Source organism: Streptomyces sp. CO7, assembly GCF_053474865.1.
This window is the reverse complement of sequence record NZ_JBRIOU010000007.1, coordinates 97,956-112,025: the sequence shown is the minus strand read 5'-3', so window position 1 is coordinate 112,025 and position 14,070 is coordinate 97,956. Positions and strand designations below refer to the sequence as shown.

General features: G+C 74.4%; 12 protein-coding genes. 8 read left to right on the top strand and 4 right to left on the bottom strand.

Translation table 11 applies throughout. From position 1 onward, the window contains the following. Positions 1 to 116 precede the first annotated feature (116 nt). From ACOV8S_RS24330 to ACOV8S_RS24305, 6 genes are all read left to right on the top strand, one after another. Complete coding sequence (locus ACOV8S_RS24330; protein WP_448320293.1) at positions 117 to 980, top strand: TrmH family RNA methyltransferase; 864 nt, start codon at positions 117 to 119, stop codon at positions 978 to 980. Between the two features lie 50 nt (positions 981 to 1,030). Continuing rightward, entirely contained in the window at positions 1,031 to 2,173 is a 1,143-nt protein-coding gene (locus ACOV8S_RS24325) for an ATP-binding protein (RefSeq protein ID WP_448320291.1), read from the top strand. Positions 2,174 to 2,372: 199 nt separating this feature from the next. Beyond that, positions 2,373 to 3,521 carry a phenylalanine--tRNA ligase subunit alpha gene (gene pheS, locus ACOV8S_RS24320; protein ID WP_448320290.1) on the top strand — a complete coding sequence of 383 codons (1,149 nt, stop codon included), beginning with the start codon at positions 2,373 to 2,375 and terminating at the stop codon, positions 3,519 to 3,521. Next, positions 3,521 to 6,031, top strand: a complete 2,511-nt coding sequence (pheT, locus tag ACOV8S_RS24315; protein ID WP_448320288.1) for a phenylalanine--tRNA ligase subunit beta — start codon at positions 3,521 to 3,523, stop codon at positions 6,029 to 6,031. The genes pheS and pheT overlap by 1 nt, the downstream gene beginning before the upstream one ends. 296 nt (positions 6,032 to 6,327) lie before the next feature. Continuing rightward, positions 6,328 to 7,680: a transcriptional regulator gene (locus tag ACOV8S_RS24310; protein WP_448320287.1), complete on the top strand. Its 1,353-nt coding sequence runs from the start codon at positions 6,328 to 6,330 to the stop codon at positions 7,678 to 7,680. 116 nt (positions 7,681 to 7,796) lie between these two features. Beyond that, the gene (locus ACOV8S_RS24305) at positions 7,797 to 8,342 is read left to right on the top strand and encodes an NUDIX domain-containing protein (RefSeq protein WP_448320285.1); all 546 of its coding nucleotides are present in this window, start codon (positions 7,797 to 7,799) and stop codon (positions 8,340 to 8,342) included. Between the two features lie 29 nt (positions 8,343 to 8,371). Here ACOV8S_RS24305 and ACOV8S_RS24300 read toward each other — a convergent pair whose 3' ends face one another. The 3 genes from ACOV8S_RS24300 to ACOV8S_RS24290 form a co-directional block, all read right to left on the bottom strand. Beyond that, complete coding sequence (locus ACOV8S_RS24300) at positions 8,372 to 9,259, bottom strand: DMT family transporter (RefSeq protein WP_448320284.1); 888 nt, start codon at positions 9,257 to 9,259, stop codon at positions 8,372 to 8,374. Positions 9,260 to 9,365: 106 nt separating this feature from the next. Beyond that, positions 9,366 to 9,623 carry a hypothetical protein gene (locus ACOV8S_RS24295; protein WP_448320283.1) on the bottom strand — a complete coding sequence of 86 codons (258 nt, stop codon included), beginning with the start codon at positions 9,621 to 9,623 and terminating at the stop codon, positions 9,366 to 9,368. 139 nt (positions 9,624 to 9,762) lie between these two features. Beyond that, positions 9,763 to 10,263, bottom strand: coding sequence for a universal stress protein (locus ACOV8S_RS24290; protein WP_448320281.1), 501 nt, complete (start codon positions 10,261 to 10,263; stop codon positions 9,763 to 9,765). 129 nt (positions 10,264 to 10,392) lie between these two features. Here ACOV8S_RS24290 and ACOV8S_RS24285 point away from each other — a divergent pair, with 129 nt between their 5' ends. Further along, a complete protein-coding gene (locus ACOV8S_RS24285) occupies positions 10,393 to 11,487 on the top strand; it encodes a baeRF2 domain-containing protein (RefSeq protein WP_448320279.1) in 1,095 nt (364 codons plus the stop codon). 76 nt (positions 11,488 to 11,563) lie between these two features. Here the strand turns inward: ACOV8S_RS24285 and ACOV8S_RS24280 are convergent, their stop codons facing one another. Then, positions 11,564 to 12,613, bottom strand: coding sequence for a lactonase family protein (locus ACOV8S_RS24280; RefSeq protein ID WP_448320278.1), 1,050 nt, complete (start codon positions 12,611 to 12,613; stop codon positions 11,564 to 11,566). Between the two features lie 280 nt (positions 12,614 to 12,893). Here ACOV8S_RS24280 and ACOV8S_RS24275 point away from each other — a divergent pair. After that, on the top strand, positions 12,894 to 14,070 hold a 1,177-nt coding region (locus ACOV8S_RS24275), incomplete at its 3' end, for a glucose-6-phosphate dehydrogenase (RefSeq protein WP_448320276.1).

The window sequence follows — 14,070 nt, the reverse complement described above, 5'->3', positions numbered from 1 at the left end:
GTCCCGTGTCGGGTCCGCGCGTCCCCGCCCGCCCCGTCGTCGGACAGGCGCCGGAGCCCAGGCTCCCCGCCGGAGCCGAGGCCCCTCCGCTTCCCGCTTCTCCCGAAGGTGAGCCCATGCCCTCCGCAGCCCCCGAGCTGATCTCCCCGCGTTCCCCTCGTGTCGCCGCAGCCCGGCGGCTGGCGAAGCGGAACTTCCGGAGCAAGGAGCGGCTCTTCCTCGCCGAGGGGCCGCAGGCGGTCCGTGAGGCGGCGGCGCACCGCGCGCAGGACGGCGCGGCCACCCTGGTGGAGCTGTTCACCACGCCCGAGGCGGCCGACCGCTACCCGGACATCGTCGGCGAGGCCCGCGCGGCCGGCGCCCGGGTCCACCTGGCCGACGAGCAGGTGATCGCCGACATCTCGACCACCGTCACCCCGCAGGGCCTGGTCGGCGTCTGCCGGTTCCTGGACACCCCGTTCGAGGAGATCCTCCGCGCCCGCCCGAAGCTGGTCGCCGTCCTCGCCAACGTCCGCGACCCCGGCAACGCGGGCACCGTGCTGCGCTGCGCCGACGCGGCGGGCGCCGAGGCCGTGGTGCTCACCGACGCCTCCGTGGACCTCTACAACCCGAAGGCCGTCCGTGCCTCCGTCGGCTCCCACTTCCACCTGCCGGTGGCGGTCGGCGTGCCCGTGGAGCGGGCCGTCGCCGGGCTCAAGGAGGCCGGGGTGAGCGTGCTGGCCGCCGACGGCGCCGGCACCCACGACCTCGACCACGAGCTGGACACCGGCTCCATGGGCGGGCCCACTGCCTGGGTCTTCGGCAACGAGGCGTGGGGCCTGCCCGAGGAGACCCGCGCGCTGGCGGACGCCGTGGTGCGCGTCCCGATCCACGGGAAGGCCGAGAGCCTTAACCTCGCCACGGCCGCCGCGGTGTGCCTCTACGCGTCCGCCCGTGCACAGCGCGCCTCCGGAGGGTGCCGCTCCGTCACCGACAGCTAGTAGGGTGGCTGCCTCGGGGGCCCTCCCAACAGACAGAGGCGGGTACGGGGATGAGCGTCGGCACCAGGACACCAACGGGCACGCCGTCCGGCATCGCGCCGGGCGCGCCGCCCCCGCGCGAGGACGCGCCGGACCCGCCCGCGGTGGGCCCCGACGAGCTCCCCGACGGTCTGGTGGTCGCCGACGAGCGCGGCCGGGTGGTCTGCTTCAACGCGGCCGCCGAGCGCATCACCGCCACCCCGGCCGGCGAGGCCCTCGGACTGTCCCTGGAGCGGGCCCTCCCGCTGGAGGACCTGGAAGGCCGCCGCTGGTGGCGGCTGACCGACCCCTACGACGGACTGACCATCCGCACCCGCCAGCCCGAGCGCAACCTGCTGCTGCCCGGCGGCCGCGAGGTCCTGGTCTCCGCCCGCTACGTCCGTGAGCGCCCCACCGGCCCGGTCCGCCGGGTGGTGGTGTGCCTGCGCGACACCGAGGCCCGCCGCCGCACCGAGCGCAGCCACGCCGAGCTGATCGCCACCGTCGCCCACGAGCTGCGTTCGCCGCTCACCTCCGTCAAGGGGTTCACGGCCACCCTGCTGGCCAAGTGGGAGCGCTTCACCGACGACCAGAAGCGGCTGATGCTGGAGACCGTCGACGCGGACGCCGACCGTGTCACCCGGCTGATCGCCGAGCTCCTCGACATCTCCCGCATCGACTCCGGCCGGCTCGAGCTGCGCCGCCAGCCCGTCGACATCGCCGCCGCCGTCGACCGCCACATCCAGGCCTACGTCGCCGCCGGCCAGAGCCCCGACCGTTTCCTGCTGCGCGTCGAGCGGCCGCTGCCCGGCCTGTGGGCCGACCCGGACAAGATCGACCAGGTGCTCGGCAACCTGCTGGAAAACGCCGTGCGCCACGGCGGCGGGACTGTCACCATCGACGTCACGGCCCAGGCCTCGCCCCGCGAAGGGGAGGAGGCCGTCACGTCGGTCACGGTGAGCGACGAGGGCCCCGGCATCCCGGAGGAGTCCATGAACCGCGTCTTCACCCGCTTCTGGCGGGGCAGCAAGCGCGGTGGCACCGGCCTCGGGCTCTACATCGTCAAGGGCATCGTCGAGGCCCACTCCGGGGTCATCACGGTCGGGCGGGCCGCCTCGGGCGGCGCCCAGTTCCGATTTACCCTGCCCGTGGGCACCCCGGCGTACCTCCTCTGAGGGACCACCTCCAGAGGTCACCGACGCCGGACCGCGGCCCACGGGCGCATCAGCGCGTACCCGCCCCGTTAGACTCGGCCCCTGGCACCTTTGTGTCCCCGTTCCCGGGACACGTTGTCCCACCACCCGGACGGCGGCCCAGGACAGGCCGTCCCGGCGGGGCCACTCCAGCCAGCCAATCGGAAGAGCACGGGAAGAGATGTCGGCACCGAATAAGTCGTACGACCCGGTAGAGGTCGAGGCGTTGAAACCGGAAAACATCGAGCGCATGCGGGACGAGGCGCTCGCCGCCTTCGCCGCCGCCGACTCGCTCGAGGCCCTCCAGGAGGCGAAGACCGCCCACGCCGGCGGCGCCTCGCCGCTGGCTCTCGCCAACCGCGAGATCGGCGCCCTGCCGCCGCAGGCCAAGGCCGAGGCGGGCAAGCGCGTGGGCCAGGCCCGCGGCGCCGTCAACAAGGCCCTCGCCGTCCGTCAGGCGGAGCTGGAGGCCGAGCGCGACGCCCGTGTCCTGGTCGAGGAGTCGGTGGACGTCACCCTCCCCTACGACCGCGTCCCGGCCGGCGCCCGCCACCCGCTGACCACCATGATGGAGCGCGTCGCGGACGTCTTCGTCTCGATGGGCTACGAGATCGCCGAGGGCCCCGAGGTCGAGGCGGAGTGGTTCAACTTCGACGCCCTGAACTTCGGCCCCGACCACCCGGCCCGGCAGATGCAGGACACCTTCTTCGTCGAGGGCCCCGAGACCGGGTCCGACAGCGGCTCCGCCGCGGGCCACGGCGAGTCCGGTGTCGTGCTGCGCACCCACACCTCGCCGGTGCAGGCGCGCACCCTGCTCGACCGCGAGGCCCCGGTCTACGTGGTCTGCCCCGGCCGCGTCTACCGGACCGACGAGCTGGACGCCACGCACACCCCGGTCTTCCACCAGATCGAGCTCCTCGCCGTCGACGAGGGCCTGACCATGGCCGACCTCAAGGGCACCCTGGACCACATGGTGCAGGCGCTGTTCGGCGCGGACATGAAGACCCGGCTGCGGCCGAACTTCTTCCCGTTCACCGAGCCGTCCGCCGAGATGGACATGCTCTGCTACGTCTGCAAGGGCGAGTCCATCGGCAACCCCGACCGGCCCTGCCGCACCTGCTCCAGCGAGGGCTGGATCGAGCTCGGCGGCTGCGGCATGGTCAACCCGCGGGTGCTCACCGCCTGCGGCGTCGACCCGGAGAAGTACAGCGGCTTCGCCTTCGGGTTCGGCATCGAGCGGATGCTGATGTTCCGCCACAACGTCGAAGACATGCGAGACATGGTCGAGGGTGACGTCCGGTTCACCCGGCCGTTCGGGATGGAGATCTGATGCGGGTCCCGCTTTCTTGGCTGCGGGAGTACGTCGACCTGCCGGCGACGGAGACCGGGCGCGACGTCCAGGCCAAGCTCATTTCGGCCGGTCTGGAGGTCGAGACCGTCGAGCAGCTCGGCGCCGACCTCAAGGGCCCCCTCGTCGTCGGCCAGGTGCTGACCATCGAGGAGCTGGAGGGCTTCAAGAAGCCCATCCGCTTCTGCACCGTCGACGTCGGCCAGGCCAACGGCACCGGTGAGCCCCAGGAGATCGTCTGCGGCGCGCGGAACTTCTCCGTGGGCGACAAGGTCGTCGTGGTCCTGCCCGGCGCCACCCTGCCCGGCGGCTTCCACATCGCCGCCCGCAAGACCTACGGCAAGACCTCCCACGGCATGATCTGCTCCACCGACGAGCTCGGCATGGGCGACGACGGCACCCACGGCATCATCGTCCTGCCGCCGGAGCACGAGGTGGGCACCGACGCCATCGAGCTGCTCGAGCTGGTCGACGAGGTCCTCGACATCGCCGTCACCCCCGACCGGGGCTACTGCCTGTCGATGCGCGGCGTCGCCCGCGAGACCGCCACCGCCTACGGCCTGCCGCTGCGCGACCCGGCGCTGCTCGACGTGCCCGCGCCCAACGCGTTCGGCTACCCCGTCCAGATCACCGACCCGCGCGGCTGCGACCGGTTCACCGCCCGCACCGTCACCGGCATCGCGCCGGAGACCCGGTCCCCGATCTGGCTCAAGCGCCGCCTGCAGAAGGCCGGCATGCGCCCGATCTCGCTGGCCGTCGACATCACCAACTACGTGATGCTGGAGCTCGGCCAGCCGCTGCACGCCTACGACCGCACCCGCGTCCAGGGCGCGATCGGCGTGCGCCGCGCCGAGAAGGGCGAGAAGCTCACCACGCTCGACGACGTGACCCGCACCCTCGACCCCGAGGACCTGGTCATCGTCGACGACCGCGGGCCGATCGGCCTGGCCGGCGTCATGGGCGGCGCCCACACCGAGATCGGCGACGGTCTGGAGAGCCACACCACCGAGGTGGTCATCGAGGCCGCGCACTTCGACCCGATCTCCATCGCCCGCACCGCCCGCCGGCACAAGCTGTCCAGCGAGGCCTCCCGCCGCTTCGAGCGGGGCGTCGACCCGCAGGCCGCGGCCGCCGCCGCGCAGCGCACCGTCGACCTGCTGGTGCTGCTGGCCGGCGGTACCGCCGACGCCGGCGTCACCGAGGTCGCCGCGCCCTCCGCGCCGGCCACCATCACCATCCCCGCCGACCACCCCGACAAGGTGGCGGGCATGGCGTACGGCCGCGAGACGGTGGTGCGCCGCCTGCAGGAGATCGGCTGCGACGTCTACGGGCAGGACGAGCTGGTCGTGTCCGTGCCGTCCTGGCGGCCCGACCTGACCGACCCGAACGACCTCGCCGAGGAGGTCATCCGGCTCGAGGGCTACGAGAACCTGCCCTCCACGCTGCCCCGGCCCCCGGCCGGACGCGGGCTCACCCCCCGTCAGCGGCTGCACCGCCGGATCGGCCGCGCGCTGGCCGCCGCCGGCTACGTCGAGGCGCTCAACTACCCGTTCATGGGCACCGCGGTCCTCGACCAGCTGCACGTCCCCGCCGACGACCCGCGGCGCACCCTGGTGACCCTCGCCAACCCGCTCTCCGACGAGGAGCCGGCGCTGCGCACCACGCTGCTGCCGGGCCTGCTCGGCGCGCTGCGGCGCAACGACGGCCGCGGGTCGCACGACCTCGCGCTCTTCGAGGCGGGCCTGGTCTTCCACCCGAAGGCCGAGCGGAGCGTCGCCGGCATCCTGCCGGTGCACGGCCGTCCCGCCGACGAGGACCTCGCGACCCTCCAGGCCGCGCTGCCCGACCAGCCCAAGCACGCCGCGGTCGTCCTGGCCGGCGCCCGCGAGCAGGCCGGCTGGTGGGGCAAGGGACGCCCGTCCGACTGGGCCGACGCCGTCGAGGCGGCCCGGATCCTCGCCCGTGAGGCGGGGACGGAGCTGATCGTCCGCAAGGGCCAGTACGAGCCGTGGCACCCGGGCCGCTGCGCCGAGCTGGTGGTCGTGCTCGACGGCGAGGAGCGGGTCATCGGCCACGCCGGCGAGCTGCACCCCGGCGTGCTGAAGACGCTGGGCCTGCCGGCCCGCACCTCGGCCATGGAGATCGACCTTGACGCGCTGGAGCGCGCCTCGGCCGGCCTCCTGCACGCGCCGCGGATCTCCGCCATGCCGGTCGCCACCCAGGACGTGGCGCTCGTCGTCGACCAGGCCGTCCCGGCCGCCGAGGTCGAGGCCGCGCTGCGCGAGGGGGCGGGCGAACTGCTGGAGGCCATCCGGCTGTTCGACGTCTACCGCAACGAGGAGCAGCTGGGCGACGGCCGCAAGTCCCTCGCCTACGCGCTGCGCTTCCGCGCCGCCGACCGGACGCTGACCGCGGACGAGGCCTCGGCCGCGCGCGACGCGGCGGTCGCCACGGCCGCCGAGCGCTTCGGCGCGGTGCTGCGCGGGGCGTGACCGCCAGGGGTACCGGGGCTCCACCCGGACGCGGGCCCGTCCTCCTCACCGGAGGGCGGGCCCGCTCCCGTGCGGGGGAAGGAGAGCGGGCCCGCTCCCGTGCCGGGAAGGGTGGACGGCGGGCCGGCGTCGGTGGCGTGAGGGGGGAGACGGCGGCCCGCCGAGCGACCAGGGAACCCTGCCGGCCCGGCGTGGCGTAAGCACGCGCACCGGCCCTCGTGTGGCGTTCCGTTCGCACCCCGTGTGAACCCGGACCCACTACCCTGGCGGAACCGAGGCACCGGAGGGGACCCCACATGACCCCGAGACAGCCCAACACCCTGCTGGACGCGCTCCTCGACGAGGCGGGCGTCTCGCACGCCGGTCTGGCCGCCCGGGTGAACGCCGCCGGGCAGGCCCGCGGTCTGCCCCTGCGCTACGAACACACGGCCGTGGCCCGGTGGCTGAAGGGGCAGCGGCCCCGCGGCCAGGTGCCCGACCTGATCTGCGAGGTGCTCTCCGCCCGCCTGCGCCGTCCGGTCACCCTGGACGACATCGGCCTCGGCGTCCCCGGCGCGCCGGCCTCGCCGCACGCCGGTTCGCTGTCCGGCTTCGTGGACCGCGCCACCGCGCTGTGGCGCTCCGACGAACTCCAGCGGCCGCACGTCCTCGGCGCGCCCGCCGTCACCGGGACGCCGGCCGTGATGCCGGTGTGGGAGTGGGAGAACCCGCCGGAGGACGCCGACGTCTCCCGCGGCGGCAGCCTCCGGGTGTCCCCGGACGACATCGAGACGCTGCGGGCGGCGCGCACCCACTACGAGCACATGTACCGCAAGGCGGGCGGGGTGGCGACCCGCGCCAGGGTGGTCGGCTTCCTCAACAACGAGGCGGCGCCGCTGCTGCGGGGCAGCTACCCCGACTCCACCGGACGTCAACTGCACCGGGCCACTGGCGCGTTGGTGGCCGTGGCCGGGATCTGCGCCTACGACTCCGACGTCCAGGGCCTCGCCCAGCGGTACTTCCACCAGGCGCTGCGGCTGGCGAAGGCCAGCGGGGACCGGGGACTGGGCGCGTACGTCATCGCCCTGCTCGTCAACCAGGCGCTGTTCATGCGGGAGTTCCGCCAGGCCGTCGCGTTCGCGGAGGCGGCGTTACGCACGGCCGGGCGGGACATCACCCCGGCCCTCGCCTCCGACCTGTACGCCATGCAGGCCAAGGCGTACGCCCACCTCGGCGACGGTGCGGGGGCGCTCGCCCGCATCCGGCGGGCCGAGGAGGCCGCCGAGCGCATCCACCGCGGCCACGAACCCGACGAGACGGGCTACGTCCAGCCGGGTCTGGTCAACGTGCAGGTGGCGGAGGCGCTGCTGAGCCTCGGCGACCTGACCGCCGCAGGGGCGCACGCCGAGGCCGCCGTCGGCACTCCGGCGCACGACCGCGGCCGGGTGCACCGGCTGGCCATGCTCAGCCAGGTCGAACTGCGCCGCGGGGACGCGGACAAGGCGGCGGTCACCGCCGCGGAGATGGCCCGGCTGGCCCGCGGCGTCGAGTCCCAGCGGCTGCGGGACCGGCTGCGCACGGTGCGCGAACACCTGCTGCGCAGCGACTGCGCGAGCACCCGCGAGGCGGCCGAACTCATCGACGCGGCGCTGCGCGTGCCGTTGCCGTAGGCCCCGCACGAGCCGTGCCGCGAGCCGTTCTGCTCCCCATGGGCCCTGCTGGCGGCCCCCGCGCTGCTGCGATATTGCCACTCACTCGTCGGGAACCGTCGAAAGGTGGCAGAAACATGCAGTGGGCGAAACTGAGTGAGCAACCGGTGTACGGAAATCGCTGGTTCGACGTCAACCTGGCCGACGTCCGGCTGCCCGACGGGCGGCGCCTGGACCACTACCTGATCCGCATGCGGCCGGTCGCCGTGGCCACGATCGTCAACGCGGCCGACGAGGCGCTGCTGCTGTGGCGGCACCGGTTCATCACCGACAGCTGGGGGTGGGAGCTGGCCGCCGGGGTGGTGGAGGACGGGGAGGACCTCGCGGCGGCGGCGGCGCGCGAGCTGGAGGAGGAGACCGGCTGGCGGCCGGGGCCGCTGCGGCACCTGATGAGCGTCGAGCCGAGCAACGGGCTCACGGACGCGCGGCACCACGTGTACTGGGCGGACCGGGGGGAGTTCGCCGGGCACCCGGTGGACGACTTCGAGTCGGAGCGGCGGGAGTGGGTGCCGCTGAAGGTCGTCCCCGATCTGATCGCCCGGGGCGAGGTGCCCGCCTCCGGCATGGCGGCCGCGCTGCTGCTCCTGCACCACCTGCGGCTGGGACAGGACCCGGCGGCCTGACCCGGCGGCGGGCCGGCCCCACCCGTGCCCTAGGCGGCGGCGGAGGGGGCGCCCTGCGCGCCCTCTTCCGCGCCTTCCCCCGCGGCCAGGGGGGAGCGGGCCAGGACGACGCAGCCGAGGGCGATCAGGGCCAGTCCGGCCAGCTGCGGCAGCAGCCACCAGCCGGTGCGCACGTGCTCGCCGAACAGCGTCACCCCGAAGCAGACGCTGATCAGCGCGTCGCCGAGGGTGAGCTGCGGCTGCACCGCGACCAGCGAGCCGGCCTGGAGGGCGTTCTGCAGCAGGAACAGCGCGCCCACGCCCACGACGGCCGTGGCGTAGAGCTGCCACGCCGTCAGCAGCGCGCCCACGCCGCCGGCGTCCAGCCGTGCCATCGCGTCCTTCATCAGCGCCGCGGTCAGCGAGTACGCGCAGGCCGCCGCCAGGCCCAGCAGCGCGCCACGGGCGTCGCCGCGGGTGGCCCGCGCGGCGACGATCAGCGCGGTCTCGAAGGCGGCGGTCGCCAGCAGCGCGAGTACCCAAATCTCCCCGTCGACGCCGTCGTGTCCGCCGACCGGATCGGCGGAGGCGAGGGCGAGCGCCAGCCCGCCCGTCACCGCGGCCACCCCGGCCCACAGGCGGCCCCGCACCCGGGTGCGGGTGATCAGGCCCGCGATCAGCAGGGTCGCCGGGAGCTCGATCACGAAGATCGGCTGGACCAGGGCGATCGGTCCGGTGGCCAGGGCCACCGCCTGGCAGACGGCGGCCACGATCACCATGGCGATGCCGGCCAGCCACACCTTCTGCCGCAGCAGCCGCCCGAAGAGGGACAGTCGCATCGTCTGGTCGTCGGGGATCCGGCGGGCGGCCTGGCGCTGCAGCACCGTTGCCGTGCCGTTGCTGAACGCGGTGAGCACGGCGAAGAGGACGCTGATCACCCGCACCATCATGCGCGCGTGCGGCCCGGGGGGCGCGGTGCGACGTGCGACCGTGCGAGTGGTGCGCGCGGTCGTGCCGCCCGGGGGCTCGGTTCTGCGCGAGGGCTCAGTTGCCCATGGCCTGCCAGAGGGTCACGGCCAGCGCTCCCACGGAGGCGAGCGTGGCCACCGCCCGCAGGGGCCAGCGGTTGCGTTCCAGCGCGGTCACCCGCTCGGCGAGGGCGTCCAGTTCCTTCGCCGTCTCCTCGGCGCGGTGGCCGAGCAGGGCCAGTCCGCCGTCGACGCGTGCCTGCGCCACGTCGCAACGGCGGCGCAGCTCGGCGACCTCCTTGGGCACCACCGGCTGTTCAGGGGTGGCGTTCACCGTTCGCTCCTTCCCTCACCGACCCCCGGCCCCGGCCGGCCGATGGTCGTACCAGCAGTCAACAACGCCGGCGGGAAGGTCGGGAGAGTGTGCGTCTGGCATATGCACACCCCGCACTCACACGGAGTGTGAAACGCCGTCACGCACGGTCGTCGGAGGCGGTGTCGGTGTCGGCATCGGCGTCGGTGTGACGGATCACCAGCACCGGGCAGGCGGCGTGCTGCACGCAGTGCTGGGACACCGACCCCAGCAGCAGCCCGGAGAAGCCGCCGAGCCCACGCGCCCCGACCACCAGCAGTTCGGCCCCCCGGGACGCGTCGATCAGCACGCCGGCCGCCGTGCCGTACCGCACCTCGCTGTGGATGCCCACCGGCGGCGTCGGCCCCACGGTCTCCCGCACCGCCTCCTCGAGCTCCTCCAGTGCCCGCGTACGCAGGGCCGCCTCGTCGCTGCTGGGCGGGGGAAGCCACCCCAGGCTGCCGTGGAAGTGCGGGAAGTCCCAGGCGTTCAGCGCCTCCACGGTCCCCCCGGTGCGCTCCGCGTACCGGACCGCCCACCGCAACGCGGTCCTGGACGGGTCCGACCCGTCCACCCCGACCACCACCCGGCCCGGCTCCCCCTGCTCGCGCTGGTCGGTCATGGTTCCTCCTCCGTCGGCGCCGGGCGCCACTGAAGGCGCGCCATATCATGACAAACAGTACATTCGACAGGCACCACAACGCTGATCCTCGCGCACCTGTGAAGGGGTAGGCCGCCCGGCCTGAACGCCATGGACCTCGAGTTTCTTCAGCCCCTGTACGAGGCGGACGGCCCGGTGGCCTCCGTGCACCTTGACACCACCCGTTCGTCCCACGACGCCGAGAAACAGATCGAACTGCGCTGGCGCGCGGCGCGCCGGTCACTGGCCGAACAGGGCGCGGACGAGGAGACGCTCGCGGCCCTCGACGAGGTGGTCGGCGGCGTCGCCGACGTGCCGGGCCCGCAGGGGGAGGCCCTGTTCGCCTCGGGCGGCAGGGTCCTGGGCGCCTTCACCCTGGCCGAGCCTCCCGCCTCCGACAGCGCCCTGGTGCTCCCCGTCGCCGACCCGCTGGGCCTCGCCGTCGACCGCGACCACCAGCTGCCCCACGTGGTGGTCGCCGTGGACCGCGAGGGCGGCGACGTGTACGCCTACCCGGCCGCCGCGCACGAGGAGTCCTACCGGCGCACCTTCAACGGCAGCACCCTCCACATCACCCGCGTCAAGGCGGGCAAGGAGGCACAGAAGTCCTACCACCGGCGTTCGGTCCAGGTGTGGTCGGAGAACACCGGGCAGGCCGCGGAGGGCGTCCGTGAGGCGGCCGCCGAGGTGGACGCCGCCGTCGTCCTCGTCGCCGGCGATCCCAAGGCGATCGGGCTGCTGCGCGAACACCTGAGCGACCAACCGCCGAACGGGAGGATCGTCTACGTCGAGGGAGGCCGTACCGACGACTCGGCCCGGGAGGGCCTGCGGGCGGGCGCCGACGAGGCGATCCGCGAGGCCATGGAGGCCGCCCACCGCGAGGTGCTGGACCGGCTGGAGGCCGAGACGGCGGGCGGACGAGCCCTGCAGGGCATCCCCGCCGTCCAGCAGGCGCTGTCCGAGGGGCGGGTGGAGACCCTGCTGCTCTCCGCCGACCGCTCGGGCGACCCGGACCTCTACGCCTCCCGGACCGACCCCCAGCTCCTGGGCACCGATCCGGCCGAACTCGGCGACGCCTCCGCCCTGTTCAGTGCCCCCGCCGGCACGCTGCTGCTGCGCGCGGCCGCGCTCAGCGGGGCGAACTTCACCGAGCTGCTGCCCCCGGCCTCCGCCACGGACGGCGTGGCGGCCCTGCTGCGCTACTGAGCCGCCGGGCCCACCTGGCGCCCCACGCACCCGGCCCCGGGCGGACCGTCTCCGCCCGGGGCCGGGTGGCGCGTTCTCAGACGAACAGGACGCTGGAGGCCGCGGGCACGTCGAGCGACCCGGCCCGCCGCGGCACGCCGTCCTCGTCGAGGTCGAACCAGGTCACGTCCCCCGACCGCTCGTTGGCCGCGTACAGCCGGTCGCCGGACGGGTGCAGCACCAGGTCGCGCGGCCAGCTGCCGCCGCACGGAACCGAGGTGAGGACCTCCAGGCGCTCCCCGTCCTCGGAGACCGCGAGGACCACGACGGTGTCCGTGCCGCGCACCGCCGCCCACAGCCGCCGCCCGTCGAGGGAGATCACCGGGGCGGAGGGCTGGACGTGCGCGTCCGTGCCGTCGGGGAAGAGCGGGTGCTCGCCGACCGCCCGCAGCTCCCCGGCCGCGGCGTCCCACCGGCAGACGGTGACCACCGGGCGCAGCTCGCCGAGCACGTACACGTGCGTGCCGCGCGGGTGGACGACCAGATGGCGCGGGCCGGTGCCCGGCGGCAGCTCCAGCGCCCCGTGCAGCCGCAGCTCCCCGGAGGCCGCGTCCAGCTCGCACACCCGCACCTCGTCGGTGCCCAGGTCCACGCCCAGCACCCAGCGGCCCGGCGCCTCGGGCACCACCACCTGGTGCGCGTGCGGACCCTCCTGCCGGTCGGCGTCCGGGCCGGACCCCTTGTTGCCCAGCAGCCCGCTCGGGGCGCCCGGGGCGCCGTCCGCGGCCAGCGGGAGCGCCGTGACGCTGCCGGAGCTGTAGTTGGCCGTCACCAGGTGGCCGCCCGCCACGGCCAGATGCGTCGGATCGGCCCCTCCCACCGGCACCGGACGGCCGATCGGCTCCGGCGCGGGCCCGGAGACGTCATAGGCGGCCACCGCTCCCTCGGCCGTCTCCGACACGCAGTACAGGACCGGCCCGCCCGCCCCCTGCCCGAGGGCGAGGTACGACGGGTTGGGCACGGTGGCGACGGCGTCCGTCGGGGTCAGCGCCCCGGTGCCGGGATCGACGGTGGCCTGCACGATCCCCCGCCCGCCGCTCGTCGTGAACGAACCGATGAAAGCTCTCTGCGCGCCTGTGCTCGTCATGATGAGCAGCCTAGGAGCCGACCCTGCGCACCGCGCGCAGGATCCATCCCGCGAGATGACCTGAACGCACCAATCGCCACGGAGCCCGATTGCGGCCCGCCGCGGCCTCGGTGAGGGTGAGCAGGAGAAGCCCGGGCGGGGACCGGAGGGGCGCCCGCGCGGCCGACCCGATGACCGGAGCAATCATGGGCAACTTCCCCCAGGCGATCGGCCGCACCGGTGTCCGCGCCGCCGGCGCCGACTCCGCACGGCGCACGGCACGCGGGAAGGGCGGCGCGCGATGAACATCCGACGACTCGTCGTCTTCGGCGGCACCGGCGACCTGACCGGGCGCTACCTCCTGCCGGCCCTGGCCGCCCTGTACGCCGCCGGGCACATCGACGACCGGTTCAGCCTGACCGCCGGCAGCCGGGAGGACTGGGACGGCGACCGGTACCGGCAGTGGGCCGCCGACCAGTTCGCACGCCACGGCGCCGGCCTTCCCGACGACGCCGTGCGCGCCGTCACGGCCGCCTGCGACTACCGCAAGGCCGACGTCACCGACCCCGCCGAGGTGGCCGCCCTCGTCGCCGGCGACGACCCGGTCACCGTCTACCTGGCCCTGCCGCCCGCGCTCTTCGCCGCCACCGTGACCGCCCTGCACGAGGCCGGACTGCCCCGGGGCAGCCGCATCGTGACGGAGAAGCCGTTCGGGGAGAGCCTGCGGGACGCCGAGGAGCTCAACCGGCTGCTCGCCGACGTGCTCCCCGAGCAGGCGGTGTTCCGCGTCGACCACTTCCTGGCCATGACCACCGTGCAGAACCTGCTCGGCAGCCGGCTCGCCAACCGGGTCATGGAACCGATCTGGAACAGCACCCACATCGCCGAGGTGGACATCGTCTGGGACGAGACCCTCGCCCTGGAGGGCCGGGCCGGCTACTACGACCACGTCGGCGCGCTCAAGGACATGATCCAGAACCACCTGCTGCAGATCCTCTGCCTGGTCGCCATGGAGCCACCGCTGACCCTCGGCGAGCGGGACCTGCGCGACCGGAAGGTGGACGTGCTGCGCTCGGTGCGCCGCCTGACCGACGCCGACGTCGTCCACCGCACCCGCCGGGCCCGCTACGCCGCCGGGCGCATCGCCGACCACGACGTGCCCGCCTACACCGACGAGGAGGGGGTGGACGCGGGCCGCCGGACCGAGACCTTCGCCGAGGTCGAGCTGGAACTCGACAGCTGGCGCTGGACCGGCACCAGGTTCCGGCTGCGCACCGGCAAGGGCCTCGGCCGTGACCGCATGGAGGTCGCGGTGCGCTTCCGGCCCGTCCCCCACCTGCCGTTCGGGCAGGACGAGGACGTCCGGCCCAACGTCCTGCGCTTCGGCCTCGACCCGGAGAGCCTGAGCCTGGACCTCAACGTCGTCGGCTCCCAGGTGGAGAAGCTCACGCAGGTCTCGCTCAGCGCCCGGATGGACC

Bases quoted from the DNA above. Each gene is read 5' to 3' on its own strand.
- ACOV8S_RS24330 (WP_448320293.1), top strand. From the start codon at position 117: ATGCCCTCCGCAGCCCCCGAGCTGATCTCCCCGCGTTCCCCTCGTGTC.
- ACOV8S_RS24325 (WP_448320291.1), top strand. From the start codon at position 1,031: ATGAGCGTCGGCACCAGGACACCAACGGGCACGCCGTCCGGCATCGCG.
- pheS (WP_448320290.1), top strand. From the start codon at position 2,373: ATGTCGGCACCGAATAAGTCGTACGACCCGGTAGAGGTCGAGGCGTTG.
- pheT (WP_448320288.1), top strand. From the start codon at position 3,521: ATGCGGGTCCCGCTTTCTTGGCTGCGGGAGTACGTCGACCTGCCGGCG.
- ACOV8S_RS24310 (WP_448320287.1), top strand. From the start codon at position 6,328: ATGACCCCGAGACAGCCCAACACCCTGCTGGACGCGCTCCTCGACGAG.
- ACOV8S_RS24305 (WP_448320285.1), top strand. From the start codon at position 7,797: ATGCAGTGGGCGAAACTGAGTGAGCAACCGGTGTACGGAAATCGCTGG.
- ACOV8S_RS24290 (WP_448320281.1), bottom strand. From the start codon at position 10,263: ATGACCGACCAGCGCGAGCAGGGGGAGCCGGGCCGGGTGGTGGTCGGG.
- ACOV8S_RS24285 (WP_448320279.1), top strand. From the start codon at position 10,393: ATGGACCTCGAGTTTCTTCAGCCCCTGTACGAGGCGGACGGCCCGGTG.
- ACOV8S_RS24280 (WP_448320278.1), bottom strand. From the start codon at position 12,613: ATGACGAGCACAGGCGCGCAGAGAGCTTTCATCGGTTCGTTCACGACG.